This window comes from Pseudoalteromonas sp. 2CM37A (assembly GCF_023161885.1).
GTDB lineage: Bacteria > Pseudomonadota > Gammaproteobacteria > Enterobacterales > Alteromonadaceae > Pseudoalteromonas > Pseudoalteromonas atlantica.
This window is the reverse complement of sequence record NZ_JALNTJ010000004.1, coordinates 190,490-209,090: the sequence shown is the minus strand read 5'-3', so window position 1 is coordinate 209,090 and position 18,601 is coordinate 190,490. Positions and strand designations below refer to the sequence as shown.

At 39.0% G+C, this 18,601-nt stretch carries 13 protein-coding genes; 10 read left to right on the top strand and 3 right to left on the bottom strand.

Annotated features, from left to right (window positions below; translation table 11 throughout):
- Window positions 1–115 precede the first annotated feature (115 nt).
- From MTF68_RS11010 to MTF68_RS10985, 6 genes are all read left to right on the top strand, one after another.
- Window positions 116–763, top strand: coding sequence for a glutathione S-transferase family protein (locus MTF68_RS11010; protein WP_248462508.1), 648 nt, complete (start codon window positions 116–118; stop codon window positions 761–763).
- A gap of 1,207 nt (window positions 764–1,970) precedes the next feature.
- A complete protein-coding gene (locus MTF68_RS11005) occupies window positions 1,971–5,666 on the top strand; it encodes a S8 family serine peptidase (RefSeq protein ID WP_248462507.1) in 3,696 nt (1,231 codons plus the stop codon).
- A gap of 466 nt (window positions 5,667–6,132) precedes the next feature.
- A complete protein-coding gene (locus tag MTF68_RS11000) occupies window positions 6,133–6,687 on the top strand; it encodes an elongation factor P hydroxylase (protein WP_248462506.1) in 555 nt (184 codons plus the stop codon).
- Entirely contained in the window at window positions 6,677–7,807 is a 1,131-nt protein-coding gene (locus tag MTF68_RS10995) for an ATP-NAD kinase family protein (RefSeq protein ID WP_248462505.1), read from the top strand. Before MTF68_RS11000 ends, MTF68_RS10995 begins: the two co-directional genes overlap by 11 nt.
- Before the next feature lie 4 nt (window positions 7,808–7,811).
- Window positions 7,812–8,087 (top strand): YfcL family protein, encoded by a 276-nt coding sequence (locus tag MTF68_RS10990; RefSeq protein ID WP_004587288.1) that lies wholly within the window; start codon window positions 7,812–7,814, stop codon window positions 8,085–8,087.
- 151 nt (window positions 8,088–8,238) lie between these two features.
- Entirely contained in the window at window positions 8,239–9,795 is a 1,557-nt protein-coding gene (locus MTF68_RS10985; protein ID WP_121637194.1) for an AbgT family transporter, read from the top strand.
- A gap of 80 nt (window positions 9,796–9,875) precedes the next feature.
- On the opposite strand, the gene MTF68_RS10980 is transcribed toward MTF68_RS10985, so the two are convergent.
- The 3 genes from MTF68_RS10980 to MTF68_RS10970 all read right to left on the bottom strand — a co-directional run bounded on the left by MTF68_RS10980 (window position 9,876) and on the right by MTF68_RS10970 (window position 12,842).
- Entirely contained in the window at window positions 9,876–10,466 is a 591-nt protein-coding gene (locus MTF68_RS10980) for a hypothetical protein (RefSeq protein ID WP_248462502.1), read from the bottom strand.
- Between the two features lie 132 nt (window positions 10,467–10,598).
- A complete protein-coding gene (locus MTF68_RS10975; RefSeq protein WP_004587284.1) occupies window positions 10,599–12,416 on the bottom strand; it encodes a DEAD/DEAH box helicase in 1,818 nt (605 codons plus the stop codon).
- Between the two features lie 162 nt (window positions 12,417–12,578).
- Window positions 12,579–12,842 carry a GrxA family glutaredoxin gene (locus MTF68_RS10970; RefSeq protein ID WP_004587283.1) on the bottom strand — a complete coding sequence of 88 codons (264 nt, stop codon included), beginning with the start codon at window positions 12,840–12,842 and terminating at the stop codon, window positions 12,579–12,581.
- Window positions 12,843–13,106: 264 nt separating this feature from the next.
- On the opposite strand from MTF68_RS10970, the gene MTF68_RS10965 reads away from it, so the two are divergent.
- From MTF68_RS10965 to MTF68_RS10950, 4 genes are all read left to right on the top strand, one after another.
- Entirely contained in the window at window positions 13,107–14,135 is a 1,029-nt protein-coding gene (locus tag MTF68_RS10965) for a response regulator (protein WP_096739920.1), read from the top strand.
- 21 nt (window positions 14,136–14,156) lie between these two features.
- The gene (locus MTF68_RS10960) at window positions 14,157–14,753 is read left to right on the top strand and encodes an isochorismatase family cysteine hydrolase (protein ID WP_004585874.1); all 597 of its coding nucleotides are present in this window, start codon (window positions 14,157–14,159) and stop codon (window positions 14,751–14,753) included.
- The gene (locus MTF68_RS10955) at window positions 14,746–17,565 is read left to right on the top strand and encodes a PAS domain-containing hybrid sensor histidine kinase/response regulator (RefSeq protein ID WP_248462500.1); all 2,820 of its coding nucleotides are present in this window, start codon (window positions 14,746–14,748) and stop codon (window positions 17,563–17,565) included. Before MTF68_RS10960 ends, MTF68_RS10955 begins: the two co-directional genes overlap by 8 nt.
- 539 nt (window positions 17,566–18,104) lie before the next feature.
- Entirely contained in the window at window positions 18,105–18,395 is a 291-nt protein-coding gene (locus MTF68_RS10950) for a hypothetical protein (RefSeq protein WP_054982201.1), read from the top strand.
- The last annotated feature ends 206 nt before the right edge of the window (window positions 18,396–18,601 follow it).

The window sequence follows — 18,601 nt, the reverse complement described above, 5'->3', positions numbered from 1 at the left end:
CTAAACATATTTTTTAGTAATTTAAGTTTTAGCATCAAAAATGAAAAACAAAGTGTTGTTGGTTGTTTAATCACCTAGTAAGGTAGGAGCGTCTATTCACTTTGGTATTTACAATATGCAATTATTTATCGGTAATAAAAACTACTCTAGCTGGTCATTACGCGCATGGTATTTAATGAGTAAATTTGATGTTAAATTTAGTGAAACCCAACTCGTACTCGACACGCCTGATTTTTACAATGAACTAAAAAATATATTTGCTGTACAAAAAGTGCCAGCGCTAATTGATGGTGATTTACAGGTATGGGATTCGCTATCAATTTGTGAATATATTAATGATGCACACTTATCTGGTGCTGCCTGGCCAAAATACATTACCCAAAGAGCTAAAGCACGCGCGTTAAGTGCTGAAATGCATTCAGGCTTTATGGCGCTTCGTAATGAAATGCCAATGAACATACGCGCAACCCGTAAAGTAGAACCATCAAGCGAAGCACTAAAAGACATCGCTCGCATAGATGAGATATTTGCACAGCAACAAGATGTGTTTCCCAATGAATGGTTTTTTGGCGACTTTAGCATTGCAGATGCTATGTATGTGCCTATTGTACTGCGCTTAAAAACCTACCAAATAACGCTATCACCAGAGGCGCAGCAATACTGCGATTTTGTGATGCGCTGCCCCGTATTGCAAACATGGATTACTCAGGCGTTAACCGAGACCGATATTGTAGAATGTGATGAAGCAGGCACGCCAGCATAACTATTGCTTTTATGTGATTTACTTTTTATTATTAAAATCATGATCTTAAAGTAGGCGAGCTGATGTACCTTAACCATCCTAGGTATGGTGATAAACCAATTATTACCAATACATCTTCGACTATTGAAGCAATTGAGAATGCGCACTGGCGTTACTCGAGCCTTAAATACTTCCCTAATACGGTAATATTGGCTGATATAAAAAAGCAAAACTATGCTATTTATCCTCGGGCACTTTATGTTGATATTGAAGAGAAGTGCGGGACTTGCTCTAAGGCATTTATTTTTTTGCTCAAGAGCAGCAATATTGGTTTGAGGTACTTTGTTTTTGGGTCGATTCACACTGTACTCATTACTTTGAATGCCGTAAGCATGCCAGATATATACTAACTCTTCGTAAACGATACGATATGTTAACTAGCTTAGCCAATAAAACCTCAAGTGAAAAAACACAGCGTAAAGAACTTGGTAATACACTTTACTGTTTAGGTATTATTAAAAATATCAATAAAGTGAAAGATTAGTCCGCTTATATTTTACTCTCACGCCTTATTTTTACTTTAGTTGTAAAAAACTATACAATTCATCTCGTTTTTAGTGCGGAAAATAACGGATCTCATTTCTATTTTTTTACAAAACCATAACACAATACTTAATAAGGTGATGTCTACACTCTATTTTGTGCCAGTGCCCTACATGAAATGATAGTAGACGATAACCAAAGATAACTCGAAGGTTATTGTTCTCCTAGAACTATTGCCGATCATTGTTGATGTGTTTTTCAAATCGAATATACTCAAACACTGGATAAAAATAAGCTAAAACAGCAAATAAAAAATATATTAATATAAATTCAATCTTGAAGGATAGACTATGGTTTTCTCTCTCTCGTAATGTTAATGTTAATTAAGTTCGGTTTTTTATTATCAAAAAACCAGTGCTTAATAATTATACAAAGAATTACTCTTTAAATAAGAAATTGATTAGTATATAGAAGTATTAGCTTAACTATATTAAATACTAATCATAGCAACAAGGAAGTTGCACCTCGTCTTCACCATGAACTGTAACTTCCTGCCGCAATCAATCTATTATTTACTCTCGCTATTTTAGCGTGTTTCTATGAGGATTTATCTATCTTTATAGAGACGTAAAATCGTTTTTATTAGCTAAGTAAATATTTATCATGGATTTAAAAAGGAGCAGGAATGCGACAAACTAAATTTGGATTAAATACAGAAGTTAAATATTTTAAAAAATTACTACTTGCGATCACTATAACGTCTTTGGTTGGGTGTGGAAGTGATGATAAAAGTGTCGAACCAACAGCATTACAAAATAAGCCTCCAGCGTTAGTAATGGGAGATGATCAAAGTGTTGATGAAAATACTGAAGTTGTTTTAACTGCTCAGGGAACAGACCCTGAAGGCAGTGAGTTATCATATGAATGGTCTCAAATTGATGGGGCAAGTGTTGAGTTGAACACATCAACAACTGCTTCGACCTCATTTATAGCGCCAGATGTCTCTGAGCAAGCAAATTTAGAGTTTCAGTTATCAGTCAAAGACTCTGCAGGTGAGGTGGTCACTGGTAGTGTGATTATTACAGTTAATCCGGTATTTGCACAGCTAAGCAATACCGCAATTAGCTTTAGTTCTGTGCCAGTACAAAACCAAGAAGTGGCTATTAATTTTATTTCTGACGATGACTTAGGTGAAATCAACTGGCAAGTGGAAATGCAACCAGAGACTTCAGCATTAACGTTAACTAAATCTGAAGATCAATCAGTAACTCTTACTCCAACTGCCGTTGGTGAGTATAAATTAATTGCGCAGTCAAAAGATAATGATAGCGTTAAAAGTACAACATTTAGTATTACTCCAAGTTTTGAATTTGATGTGTTAAAAGTTTCTGGTAATGATGATACTACTGAAGTTAACGAGCTAATAGGGGCGATATCAAATCAATCTTGGGTTTACTCGTCTTCACTTGATAAGGATGCACTTAAAACGCTTGTGGCTAATTATGAGCAGTTAGTTGTAAAAGGTTATGACGAAACACAGGGCTTATTAGTTGAATATGATGAAAGTGATTTAAAGACTAAAGAAGTAATGGAGCTGTTAAAGCTAGAGCAGGGCGTTTCAAGTGTTGATAACCGTGTTTTTGAAGGGCAGAACGTATTACGACAAGAAGATACAATACCAAATGACGGTAGTGACTTCACTGATGGCGGCGATAACTGGCATCTAGAGAAAATATTAGCAACGGCTGCATGGGACTTTTCAACGGGTAGCACTGATGTTTTGGTAGCAATTTCTGATGGTGGCTTTGATACAACCCATCCAGAGCTAAAAGGACGCTACTCTGAAGTATTGACGTCCCAAGTTTCTGACCATGGTACAGCTGTAGCAGGTACTATTGGTGCCGCTACCAATAATGGGTCAGGCATGTCTGGGATTAACTGGTCTTCTCAATTAATCTTAGGTAATTGGGGTAAAGAAAGCCTTAAAGCTTTATTATCAAAAGCAGGTGTTGTGACGGTAAATAGCTCATGGTCAATCCCTGGTTATATTCCAGTTTCTTTCGACCCATCGAACATTGTTAGCTTAGAAGAGCGAAATACGCTTGCTCTAGTCGCTTCTAGACCCTACCGAAAAATAGCAGAAAGTAATTTAGATAAGTTGTTAGTGTGGTCTGCAGGTAATGGCATCGGCAATGGTGCGGGCAACAGCAACAGTGTTTACGGTGTGGATGCACGCTTACATAGCTCAGCTCTTCACTTTACTAGTAACGGTAATTTACAAAAGCAGCAGAACGTGATGTTTGTTGCCGTTGTTGATGATGATAACCGTTTACCTTTTTATAGTAACTATGGGAGCTCAGTAGATATAGCAGCACCGACTTCTTATAAAACCTTGAAGTCAAATTTTCAATATTATACAGATAGTCAATATGGAGATGGTACAAGTGCTTTTTCGGGGACATCTTCAGGTGCTGCTATAGTAACAGGGGTGGCTTCACTCATATATTCTATTTACCCAGATTTTACAGGCGAAGAGGTAAAAAATATATTAATTGATAGTGCAACAGAGTTTGTGACTGAGCGTTATATTACCCCATCAGATAGTGTGGATGAGGGGACTAATATTGCGACGTTAGCTCACCAAATTCCAATTGTTAATGCACAAAAAGCTTTAGAAAAAGCACAGGCAATTATTGATAGCAAAGTGATTATTTCAAATGCTATACCTGATCCTTTTACGGCTAAAACACAACTATTATTTGGCTCTATAGATACTGATTTACAAATAGAAAATATTGATTGGGAACTGCAGTCTTTTGGTGCCTCAGCTAAATGGCAAACGGTTAAATCTAGTTCAACAACTGAAAGCGAATTACTAGTTGATCTTGATACGAGCGCTTCAAGACATCGCTTGCTTGCAACTATTAACTTGCTTAACCCTACGAGTGGATCAGAGGTTACTGTGGTTAAGGAGTATGAATTTGAGTACTCAACAGTCATATTAACCGCAAAAGACACCGTATCCCTTGAGCCGCAAGTGGGCGTGCAAATTAGCCTTGAATCTGACACAGGGCAAAGCTTTGAAATGTCTAGCTACACAGATTCGTTAGGTGTTAGTAATATGTACTTAGAGGCGGGATCATATAAAGCATATGGCACTCAAGAAGGTTACCAAACAGCCGTTATCTCAATCATCGTTAATGATGAAAGTACAATTCAAACAACCTTAAATTTAGCATCTGCTGAAGTTGGTGCTGTTGGCTCTTTAAGTGGTTTTGTTGTTGATGGTAACGGTAATCCATTAGAAGGTGCCTCTGTAAGGATTTCTGGTGGTGAGCAAACAAATGGTTTCTTTGCAGCTTCAACTACTGATAGTAATGGTGAATTTTCTATTTCGAATATTTCAAAAAGTGATTCGGGTGGTGGTGAAATTGAATCTTTCATAATGGAAGTTTCTGCATTTGGTTATACAACCTCATTGCGTGAAGAAGTTATCATATTGGCAGGTAAAGAGCGTCTAGAGAATTTCACACTTGTTAGTCAAAACTTAGAAGAGCAAATAATATTTTCTGATGGCTTTGAAGAAGGTGAAAATAGTTGGCAATTTACAGGGTTTTGGAGTCGGGTTGACCTCGCAAATAATAGTATTACTAATATCCTAGTTGATGGAGGGTATACTTCTCTAGCGCCAGATGAGGAAGGTCCAAAAGCCTTATTACCTAAAGCATCGAGTGGTAACAGTGCGTGGTGGTATGGCCAGGCAGATACGGGGACGTTCATAGGTACACAAGATAGTAATGATTACCTTCTTAGTGGTGGGCGTTCCGAGCAGTCTAATTCAGGACAGCTTGTATCGCCTGCGATTGACTTGACATCAGTTAGTGCCGCGCTTCTTAAGTTTAGAACATGGTGGGAAATTGAATCAGTAAATCCGAATGAGAATGGATTTGATATCATGGAAGTACAAATAAGTACTGATAGCGGTGAAACCTTTGAAACACTTAAGAAGCTAAACCCTTTTGTTGATCCAAATGAGGCAGACCGTAAGGCAAAACCATTCTCATCGGGTGGTTATAATCGTAAACCTGTTTGGGTGCTTGAAGAGCTAGACCTAACTGATTATGTAGGTCAATCAGTTGTCATTCGTTTTGACTTTCAAACGAATGATGGGCTCTACAATGGCTTTAGAGGCTGGATAATTGATGACTTTGAAATGCTTGGTTTTGCTTCTGATTCTGAGCTACTACAGAGCACTAAAGTATTAACACCTTTTTTAACCAAATCAGCTGCATCAGACACATCGGATGTCAGTGAAAATTTTGTAGAAGTACATAAAAAACCACAAGTTTATTCACTTAAGGTAACACCAACTCGCGATTAATAAATACGAAATGGCAGGCAGCCTTTATTAAGGCTGCCTATTTATAGTCGTGCAGCAGAGATACAATAGTCACTTATTTTACTTTTCAACGTAATCAAATTAATACGTAGCTCTTGAGGAATAGAGGAATAGAGGAATAGAGGAATAGAGGAATAGAGGAATAGAGGAATAGAGGAATAGAGGAATAGAGGAATATCAATATAGTTGATACTGATACTTTTTGCTATTAGACATAGCAAGTAATCTTAAAAAATCAATGCGCCGTAGCAAGCAAATAGGTTTGCTTTATGATCGTGAGGTATTGTGTTTTCTATATATGTGTGAAAGCGGTTTGTTTGTAAGCACTGTTGTTTAAGTGGTAAACACTATGGGCTTATTTTTACTTTAGCTCTAAAAGCCCGTACAATTCGTCTCGTTTTTAGTGCGCTAATTTTGCGCTGTAACCGAGACGAATTAATCAGTTTTTATGCATCACATAGCCGATCTTATATCTATTTTCGATAGTGTTTTTTATCAAAGCCATAACACTCGCTTAGTAAAAGGCGATGATGAGCCTGTTTATCTACCTGCCAATAATACCCATGGTTTTAATCAAATTGTATTTGCACACGGCTTTTACGCCAGTGCCCTACATGAAATAGCGCATTGGTTAGTGGCTGGCAATAAACGCAGAGAGCTTGAAGATTATGGGTATTGGTACTGCCCAGATGGGCGAGATAAACACCAGCAGGCTGAATTTGAAAAAGTAGAAATAAAACCACAAGCCATAGAGTGGCTGCTCAGCACCGCTGCTGGCTTTGATTTTAATGTGTCGGTAGATAACTTGAACGGTGAGCAAACTTGCCGGTTTGACTTTCAGGCGCGAGTACACCAGCAAGTATTAATGTTATTAGAGCAGGGAGTTAACGCACGTACCCATGCATTATTAAAAGCGTTAAGTGATTTTTATAAAACACCGTGGCCGTTAACCGCTCAACAATTTAATTGGCACCACCCTCAGGAGTTACAAAATGCAGTTTAAGTTAGGCTTAATTATTAACCCTGTTGCAGGACTTGGTGGCAGCGTTGCTTTAAAAGGCAGTGATGGCGAAAACACTGCTGCAAAGGCAATTGAGCTGGGTGCGCAAGCCAAAGCTAACAGCCGCACACAGGCTGCCCTAGAAGTACTTGTACCCTATAAAGAGCAGTTAACAATTTATACTGTAAATGGCGATATGGGCGAAAAAGCAGCACGCGCACTAGGCTTTAATGTTGAAGTAATTTATACCGCCAATACCGTAACAAGCGCGGATGATACAGAGGCTAGCGCAAGGCTACTTAAAAATTTAGGCGTAGATTTAGTCCTGTTTGCTGGTGGCGATGGTACTGCGCGCAATATTTGTCATGCCATAGAAGATACCGTACCAGTGCTGGGTATACCTGCTGGCTGTAAAATTCACTCTGGCGTATATGCAATTACACCTAAAGCAGCAGGGCGCGTAGTAGAAATGCTAGTAAAAGGCGAGCTAGTTACACTTGCAGATGCCGATGTAATGGATATTGATGAAGAGGCGTTTAGGCAAGGCACCGTAAAAGCTAAGCGCTACGGTGAAATGCAAATACCAAGCGAAGTACGTTATGTACAAGCGGTTAAAAATGGTGGTAAAGAAACAGACGAATTAGTACTTGCCGACATTGCCGCGCATGTGGTGAGCGAAATGGATGAAGACACCTATTACATTATGGGTAGTGGCTCAACTGTTGAAGCAATAATGCAAGAAATGGGGCTGGATAATACTTTATTAGGCGTAGATTTAATTAAAGATCAAACCCTAGTTGCTCAAGACTTAACTGCTAAACAGCTACTTGAGTACACGCACGGGCAAGCTACTCAATTAGTTATTACATTAATAGGCGGGCAAGGCCATATTTTTGGCCGAGGGAATCAGCAGCTAAGCCCTGAGCTTATTCGCACTATTGGCAAAGAAAACATTATTGTGGTGGCAACTAAAACCAAATTACACGCGTTGAATGGGCGTCCACTTATTTGTGACACCGGCGACAGCGCTTTAGATGATGAATTAACAGGTTACATTAAAGTAACCACCGGCTATAACGACCATATTATGTATGCTGTCGGTTATGAAAACCAGGAGAAGTAACACAATGAGTTTAGTGAATTATATTGATGCTGCGCAGCAATACTTTGATGATTTAGTGATTAAAGCAACAGATGATGAGTTGTTCGCTGGTGGTTACTTGCGCGGACATTACGACCTTGCAGTAGGCTATGCAGAAGTAGAAGAGCTGACAATCTCTATTGATGAGCTCAACGAAACCGTGGAGCAAAGCTTAGTAAAAGCATATCGCAATGGCGAGCTAAACGAAGAAGATAAAACCTTGGTTGTTAGGCTTTGGGAAGAAGTGAAAGCCCTCGCTTAACCAATGTTTAGTTCACAATTATAAAAACGCGGCGACGATAATTGAGCCGCGTTTTTTTATGCTCTATTTGTGCCCATAATAGATTTATTGGTTAATTTACTGTTACACATTAATAGTATATTGTTACTTAAACCTATTTTGGGAGCTTTAAATGAACAATAATAATCAAGCTGCGGTACCTACAGGGTTAATCGCGCGTTTTTTAAACTTTGTGGAGCGAGTTGGTAACAAACTTCCCGATCCGGCGATTATTTTCTTATTCGCTATGTTACTTATTTGGTTGTGCTCGTGGTTACTGTCGGGGGTGAGCTTTGACGCGTTAGACCCACGGACAGGCCAAGCCATTGTTGTAAATAACCTATTAGAGGGCGACTCACTCGCCTCGTTTTTATCTTCCATGGTAAAAACCTTTACAGGCTTTGCACCGCTAGGGGTGGTACTGGTTGCCATGTTAGGTGTGGGAGTGGCTGAGCACTCGGGTTATATCAATACGGGCCTTAAGCTAATGCTTAAAGTTACCCCAAGGCAACTGCTAACCCCTTCAGTCATTTTGGTAGCTATTGTAAGCCATACAGCAACCGATGCTGGCTACGTATTAGTGATCCCATTAGCGGGTGTTATTTTCTTTGCCGCAGGGCGACACCCATTAGCGGGTATTGCAGCCGCATTTGCTGGTGTGAGTGGTGGATTTGGCGCTAACTTTATCCCATCAGGAATAGACCCATTACTGCAAAGCTTTACCCAAAGTGCAGCGCAAATTATTAACCCCGATATGTCGATTAACCCCCTTAATAACTGGGCATTCACTTCTGCCTCGAGTTTATTTATTGTGTTATTAGGCTGGTATATCACTGACAAAATAATAGAGCCTCGGTTAAAAAACACAGCACTTAATGAAGACACCCAAAACTTACCCGCGTTTGATGAAGCTAAAAGTGATGAAAAACGCGCTTTTTTTATAGCCAGTAGCGTAATGATTGCAGGACTTGCTTTACTTGCGTTTGTATCCGCTCCTGCCGATTCAGCAATGCGCAGTGCCGATGGCTCACTGACTAATTTTAGATCGCCCCTGATGCAATCTATCGTGCCTTTAATCTTTTTATTATTTTGGATACCCGGTGCCGTGTATGGTTTTACCGTTGGTACCTTTAAAACCTCAAAAGATATGATAGATGCGATGAGTACCGCGATGAGTGGCATGGCCTATTACATTGTAATGGCGTTCTTTTGTGCGTTATTTATTGCTGCGTTTTCTAAGTCTAACTTAGGGGCATTAATGGCCATTGAAGGGGCGCAGCTTTTAAAAGCAATGGAGTTACCCAGCGCCGTAACGGTTGTGGGTATTATATTTTTAACCGGCTTCGTAAACTTGTTCGTTGGTTCAAGCTCAGCAAAATGGGCATTACTAGGGCCTATTTTTGTACCAATGTTAATGCAACTAGGTATATCACCCGATTTAACCCAAGCGGCTTACAGAATCGGAGACTCTAGCTCAAACATAATTACGCCACTTATGCCGTATTTCCCATTGGTTGTGGTGTACTGCCAAAAGTACGTAAAAGATACCGGTATAGGCACGCTCATCGCGCTTATGATCCCTTACTCAATCGCGTTTATGATTGGCTGGAGTATTTTCTTGCTAGGGTATTGGGCACTCGGTATTCCGTTAGGGTTAGATGCGAGTTACGTTTATCCGGCGTTACCTTAACTTAAACCTTAATTTATGAACCTCACTCACTTGAGTGAGGTTTTTATATAAAATTGCTGCAATGTAAAAAGTAGTGTTAATTACCTTTCTAATTCTCTCACTATATAGCCAAACAAACTGGCCTCTCCAACAATATACACATAATCGTTTTTGTTATTCATTATTGTAGATTTATCGTCGTACCATCTAAAATCGTGCGTTTTGTTAGTTGTAGGGTCTTTAAAGTATAAACGAGTACAACTATCTTCATAATCAGACCCACATTCTTGTACATCAGTGAGGATATATTCCTTATACCAATAATCGCCTTGCGTGTAGTAAGCCCATAACTCAATGGGGGCAGAGAGTAAAAAATAGAGAGTTGCATAGATTAACAAAGGGAGTAATGGGTAGATGAAGATTAATGATAACTTCATTTTTGTATCTGAAAAGCTATCTTTAAGGTGCTCTCTATAGTCACTGCAACGTCTATTTTTTTTGATTACAAGTACATGGAGATAGATAAATGATGCCCCGCAAAAAATAGGCAGCGCTATATAAAAAATAGCCTCATAAATTTTATTTTCGATAAATGGCGGGTCGGTAAAATCCATTAACATAAGCATGGCAATGCTCAGTATTGGAAAGCTTATTATTGCTGCAAAGAGCAAGTTGTCATTATATTTTTTCAATTTTAATTCATCCGTGAATTATAGTTTTTTCTTAGTTTACAGAATTTTTATTTTTTACAAAAGCAGTGGCTTTAAAACAAAAAAACCTTGGCACTTTCGTGGCAAGGTTTTTTATAACGTAAGCTATAAAGCTTAGTTAGATGTGAAGCTCACAGGGCGACGTTCTTTACGAGGACCGCCACGCTTATCACCGCGTTGGTTGTCTTTGTTAAAGCTACGCTTTTTATCACCACTTGGGCGCTCAGCGCGTTCACCACGTGGCTCAGCTGGGCCTTGATCTTGTGTTAGTGTCATACCCATTGGGCGTTTACAAATAAACACTTTTTGGAAGTGATCAAGTACATCTTTAGGCATGTTTTGCGGTAATTGAACCGTACTGTGACTGTCGTGTAGACGAATGTCACCAATAAACTTGCTTGAGATATCAGCTTCGTTAGCAATCGCGCCAACAATGTTTTTAACCTGTACACCGTGCTCACGACCCACTTCGATACGGTAAGTATCCATAGGGCCTGCATCGCGGCTGTTACGCTCGCGAGGTTTACGCTCAGGGCGGTCACCACGTTCGTTACGTCGACGGTCATTACGATCGCCACGCTCGTTACGTGTATTACGCTCGTTGCGAGGTTGAATCTTAACTTCTTCAACTTTAATTGGCGACTGTTGCTGTGCTAAACACAGTAACGCACCCGCTAGGTCTTCTAAAGATAAGTCTAGTTTTTGCGCCATGCTAGCAGCAACTTCATTGAAGAACGTAATGTCTTTGTTTTCAAGAGCAAGCGTAAGCTTTTCTTTTAACGCATTAATACGTTTTTCTTCAACTACTTTAGCTGTAGGTAGCTCAACTTGTGCAATTTCAGACTTAGTATGGCGAATAATATTTTTAAGCAAGTAACGTTCGTTATGCTTAACAAATAAAATTGCTTTACCAGTACGTCCAGCACGACCTGTACGGCCGATACGGTGAACGTAGGCTTCTGAGTCTTGTGGAATATCGTAGTTGATAACTAAGCTTAAACGGTCTACATCAAGACCACGTGCTGCTACGTCTGTTGCAATAACAACGTTTAGCATACCGCTTTTTAAGCGATCTACCGTGCGTTCACGTGCTTGCTGGTTCATGTCACCATTGAGTGGCGCAGCAGAGAAACCTTCGCGCTCTAGTAACTCAGCAAGTTGCACAGTGTCGTTACGTGTACGTACGAAAACAATAGCACCTTCGTATTGCTCTGCTTCTAAGAAACGAACAATGGCTTTGTTTTTGTGTACGTGTGCATTCCAAAACACTTGCTCAACAGATGATACAGTTGAGTTACGCGCAGATATATGAACCTGTTCAGGGTTATTCATATATTTGCTGCTGATGTTTTGAATTTGCTTAGGCATGGTCGCAGAGAAAAGACATGTTTGCTTTTCGCGCGGTGTTTTTTCCATGATGTTTTCAACATCATCGATAAAGCCCATACGTAACATTTCATCGGCTTCATCAAGTACAAGTGCTTGTAAAGCATCAAACTTGATAGTGCCACGGTTTATGTGATCGATTAAACGACCCGGAGTAGCAACAATAATTTGTGCGCCACGACGAAGTGCGCTTAATTGAATGCTGTAGCTTTGGCCACCGTACAGTGCTAATACTTCAACACCACGAGTACCTTTTGCATATTGTTCAAATGCCTCAGCAACTTGGATCGCAAGCTCACGTGTTGGTGTGAGTACAAGGATCTGTGGCTGTTTCACAGACGGGTCAATATTGTTTAGTAACGGCAGTGCAAATGCTGCAGTTTTACCTGTACCCGTTTGTGCTAGTCCCAGTACGTCCTTTCTTTCTAGCAATAACGGTATACATTGAGCTTGGATTTCAGATGGTGTCTTGTAACCCAACTCTTCAACTGCCTTTAAAATTGCAGGAGAAAGATTTAGAGATTCAAACGTGACTGGTTCTGACATTAATACGCCTCAACGAATTTAAAGAGGCGCGCATTGTATAGGAAATACGAGGCAATTGCTTGTATAAATTACAACTAATTTGTATGTGGTTGATGTTGGTCGAAATTTAACCAGTTTAAATATTTGATTTTTTAAACTGGTTAACAAGCTATATACAAAGCGTTATTTATATAGGCCTAGATTTTCTTTTGCGTAAGCTTCAAATTCAGTAAATCCACCAATGTGAGTTTGATCTACAAAAATTTGTGGCACAGTTGGGCATGGTTTTCCTGCAGACTTTTCTAAATCCGCTTTGCTAATGCCTTCTTTGATAATATCGATGTAACGAAACTTAAAATCATCACGCTCATTTGATAGTTGCTCGGCAACATCTTTAGCACGTACACAAAATGGGCAGCCTTCGCGGCCAAAAATTACTGTAAGCATAATACTCTCCTCAATTTAGTTGGGTTCATATTAAACGATTAATTAATAATTTAAAGCGCAAAAAATCGATTGGTTAATTCTGTTTTACTGTTAACTTGCTTAATTACTCATTTGCCATGCATTTTGAATTGCAATTTGCAAAAGCGCATTAATGCAAAAGATGTATAATTTTTAAATCTAATGAATTCATCGTATTAGTAAAGGCGCTGCAAGTGGCATGTAAATTGATATTTAACTACAGAGCCATTCTTATTAGGAACGTTGATGAGTAATAACAGCCATGTTTTAGAAATTATTCAAGGGGTAATTGCCCGCTTTTGCAAAGCAGACAACACAAATGTGGCAATTACACTCATCAACAAATTACAGTGTAATTATATTTGTTTACAGGTGTCTCCTGAGCAAATGATTATCCAGTGTGAAGCGTTTATTTTACCTTCGCTAAAAGCCGCTAAAAGCCATTTTGTGCTAACAGTAGAGGCCAATTTACAGGGTATTAATTTAAATTACTGGGTAGATTCGAATCCTGAAATGCACACCATTGATATACACGGTTTACTTGCAACCCGTGAGCCAATTTCATCGGTAGATACAAACAAAGAGTTTATTAGCGCAGCCAATAGTAAAGACGACTTAGAGCAAAGCATTCATTACCTAGTTAATTTAAGTGCGCAAAACTATGGTTTAAAACTCGCCGACAGCAACCACACCAACGCTTTAAAAATTGAAGATTCGCGTCACCTATCTGCAGAGCAACTTGCGAGTAACTTTTTAAATAATGGGGCGTCTCAGAGTATAAAAATTTGCGCATTTGATGCGCTCAGTGAGCTGCAAAGCCATCACGCTATTTCTCAACCTGTATTGGCGTGGCCGTTTTTTGATACTGACTTAGTTAATGCGGTTAATAATTTAAATACCCACAGCAAATTATCTGTATTGGTTGCTGATGACAGCTTGCCAAGCCAAGTTGCGACCAAAGTCATGCTTGAAATGCTTGGCTGCGCAGTAACCTGTGCAGAAAATGGCTCAAGTGCCTTACTTATTGCCCAGCAAGAACCTTTCGATTTACTGCTGTTAGATGAGCGTATGCCAGGTATGTTTGGCAGTGATGTGGCTCAGCAGCTCATTAAACAAAACACCCCAAACGATAACACGCCAAAAGTTATTTTAACGGGCATTACTGAGGAGCAACAAATTGCTCAGTTGTTCGAAAAAGGGGTGACGCACTATCTTCAAAAACCGGTAACAAAAGCTGTATTAGAAGAGTTTATTAAGCCTTGGCAAGCTGCCTAAAGGCCCGTTTAGGAGGACGTTATGAACGATTTATCAAAAACAGCTTTGCTGCTCATTGGTTTTCAAAATGATTACTTTTCGCCTGATGGCATTTTATACCAAGTGGTTGAAGAGTCATCAAGAGTAACCGGCGTGGTAAATAACACGTTAGCGCTGCTCGACAAATACATAGATAAATTTGCATTAGTGCTCAGTACGCCTATTCACTTTACACAAGATTATAGCGAGCTTAAAAACCCAATTGGTATTTTAAAAGTGATTGCTGAAGTAGGGGCTTTTAAAGCCGACTCTTATGGTGCTCAAGGCATTAAAGAGTTTGATAAATATGGCAAACGTATTATGCAAATACCCGGTAAACGCGGGTTAAATGCGTTTACTCATACAGAGCTTGCAAATGTGCTTAATAAAAATGGCATCACTAACATTGTTTTAGCAGGCACGGTGACCTCTATTTGCATTGACTCTACGGCGCGTTCTGCGGTAGAGCTTGGCTTTAATGTGACGGTACTTAATGACTGCACATCAAGCAGAACGCCGTTTGAGCAATCATTTTACTGTGAAGAGGTTTTTCCGCTTTATGCCAAGGTGTGCAGCCATACAGAACTAGTAAATGAATGAGGCGCATATGGAAGAAAAAGACGAGCTACAAGTACAAGTTCATTACGCGCTAATAGAGCAGCTTTCTGCAAATACCCGCAGGCAAACTAAGTTACTTGCCTTACTTGATGAATGTGTATTTGAATGTGATAAACATTTAGTGTTTAGCTACGTGAACGAAGCATGGCTTAATAAGTTGGGTTTTACGCCGGCCATGCTAATAGGTAAAAAAATCACATCACTGTTAGAGACCAAAGATTCGTTAAAGCTGTCAGCGTATATTGAGTCTATTTTTGAAGGCGTTTTTAGTGCCAGTATAGAGCTGCAAGTAAAAAATAATGACGGCCTTACTAACTGGTTTGAAATGCGCTTGGCCTGGGACGATAGCGGCGGGTTTATTGGCTCGTTGCATGACATTCAACGACATAAAGATTACCAATACTTACTCACCCAGCAACAAGAGTACGCTAAGCGACTTTCTTTAGTGGCAAGCCACACCAATAATTTAGTTATAATTACCGACCGATTTGGCAAAATAGAATGGGTTAATAAAAGCTTTGAAACGCTTACTAGTTATAAATGTGAAGAAGTCATCGGGCTTAGCCCCGGTAAACTGTTGCAAGGGCCTAAAACAAGCCTAGAGTCGCGCCAGTTAATGGCTAAAGCGATTAAAAATGCCGAGCCTTTTCAAATAGAAACCGTTAACTATGATAAAAATAAAAACGAATACTGGGTTGCTATTGATGCCACCCCCGTAAAAGATGATGACGGTAATGTTAAGCATTTTATAGCCATAGAAACCAACATTACCCAGCGTGTAAAAGCTGAACAAGCCATGGCTGAAATAGAATATAACTACCACTCTGTGGTCGATAACATCCCTGATATTGTATTGAGGTTAGATGCGCAGGGCGGGTTATTGTTTATGAACAAAGCATGGCAAAATTTTTTCCAAACAGACATAAATAAACACCTTGGCTTACCCATTGCTAATTTTGTAATGGGTGAGGATGTGGAAAAGCTAAACACAGCTCTTACAGGCTACAGTAGTGGCAATCGAGAAGTTAAACGTTTGGATATTAGGTTAACCAACGCGCTTAATGAGCCAAATTGGGTTGAAATGACCCTCACACCCATTACCTCATTTAATGGCACACACTTAACGTCTATAGCGGCGACCGTGGTTGATATTCAAGAACGTGTGATAGCTGAACAAATACTCTTAGATGCTAAGCACCAGGCTGAATCGTTGGCTGAGTCTAAAAGTCGCTTTATGGCCAATATAAGCCATGAAATACGCACACCTTTAAATGCAGTGATTGGCTGTGCAGATATCTTACACGACACTGGGCTTACAACAGATCAAAAACGTTACACCCAAATGATTAAAACAAGTTCAGATGCATTATTGAGTATTTTAGATGACGTGCTGACCTACTCACGCTTTGAAGCGCAAGCAATCTCAATAGATAATCAGCCATTTAGCCTCGATATTTGCTTAGAAGAGGCTATTGATATTGTAAGTGAAAGCGCCGTGCAAAAAGGCCTCGAACTTATTTTTGATCTGCACCCTGATGTTCCTGCGCAGGTGGTGGGCGATCATGGTCGTATAAGGCAAATTGCAATAAATTTACTCTCAAATGCCATTAAGTTTACTCAAAAAGGTTCACTTATAGTGACAGCACAGTGTATTGAGTTTGAAAATAATAAATTTACGTTGCAGCTTAGCTTTAAAGATACAGGAATAGGCATTGCGCAAAACAAGCTCGAGAGTATGTTTAAGCCGTTTATACAATCGGATAACTCTATCACTCGGGAATATGGCGGAAGTGGCTTAGGCTTAGCCATATGTAAGCAAATATGTGATGCTGCAGGGGGCAGTATTACGGTTAACTCGCAGTTTGGTAAAGGGAGTGAGTTTATTGTGAATTACCCTTTATTAATAGATACAAGCGAGCAGGTGCAAAGAGAAGGCTTTTCTGCCAGAGCTAAAAAGCCCTATGTATGTGTGAACAGCAAAAACTTGCCATTAAACAATGCGATAGAGCATATGCTTACTCGCCATTCGATAGATTTTTCACGCCTTGAAAACATCGAAAAGCTAGACAGTATCAATACGCCCGACGCTATTGTTACCATTAACAAAGCCGATTTAGACGCAGCGCAACAATTTTTAAAAAGTCACAAGAGCCTAAATAAACCGTGTTTATTACTCATAGACCTACTGGGTAAAAACCAAAAAACAGAGGCGCCGAGCTCTGGTATGTTGATGTTTAATGGGCCTTTTAAGCCTTCGCATTTACCCAGAGCGATTGCTGCGCTTGAGGAAGAGCTTTTTCATCTTGATATTATTTTTACTAATAAAAAAGAAACTACACTAAACACAACCACTATTAATGCTCAGCCATTTAAAGGTACGCACGTACTCGTGGTTGAAGACAATAAAAATAACCAAATTGTGATTCAGCAATTTTTAGAGCAGCAAGGGTGCTTAGTTAAAATAGCCAGTAATGGGCAAGAGGCGATTGAAAAAGTTAAAACGCAAACAATAGATTTAATATTTATGGATATTCAGATGCCAATTTTAGACGGTATTTCTGCCACTAAAAAAATCAGAGAGTTAGCTATTGTCACCCCTATTATAGCGTTAACAGCGAATGCGATTCATGGTGATAAAGAGCGTTTTATTAAAGCAGGAATGAATGACTATTTAGCTAAACCAATTATTAGCGAAAAACTCAATTTGCTCTTAAATCAATACTTACCAAAACTTAATGACGCTAAACACTCTAAGTTAGAGCGCATTAACGAAATTTGGTCATTATTAAAGTAACAAGCAATGCAACCGTGCTTTTAGGTAAATAGTTATAGATGGCCTTAAGGTATTTATGATTAAAGTTTTTAGTTGTTAAGTAAACAAACATAAATAGTGGGTTTAGCAAAAATTTAACCTCAAAAGGTTAAAATTGACTGTTTTCTCAAAAAAAGCGATGGCATTGAGTAATACGTAGTCAATTACTTTTACTGCCTAAAAAGCCTTAATGTATTAAGCAAAACTGTAAATAATGCTGAAATACTAATCCTTTTTAATTGATTGGGTTGTGTAGGTTGGTTCTTAATAATTATTTTTAAATTGGTTTGCATTTTGCAAATCAAAATGAAATTGAATCTCATAATGCAAATATCCGCTCAGCTATTTTTTATTATCCCTATCAAAGTAATTCATTTACCCATTGATTTATAAAGACTTAAATTTTTTATCATCATTAAATTTATTATGGCATGGCTTTCGCAATATAAACACCAAGTAGAGCGAAGTTATCATTGATATAAATTTGCTAAGTAGTTAAATAAATTTTAAGGGTGTCCATTATGCAAACTAATACTAAAGTTAAACAGCAACCAAAAAAAATGTCTTTTGTTCTTACTCCAGAGTTAATGGTGCTGTCTATTATTATTGTTGCAGCTGTTATTGTTGGTGCAACAGCACTGCGAGGCACCGTTACTATTGAACCTGTTAATAAAGGTAATACCGAGATGTTCACCAATAAATTTAGTAATAGTGATTTAGATAATGCCACTATTGAAAGCAACACATTAAACTACGCTCAAAACATAGATGAGCAACCTGCCCAATCAGGCACACAAGGTTTAAACAACTAAACAATACTTCTCCTTTAGTATTTATTTCGGCTGACTCTAAGCAATTAGGTCAGCCTTTTTATTTTTAAAGCCACTTTATACCCAAACCATCGCTTACTCCTGCTCCCACTTTAAATCAGCTTGCGTGTCAGTGTGATTTGCAAAATGCAAATATACCCATCAATAATTTTTGACTAACAGCCCGCTTTTAACTAATTGAATTTTAT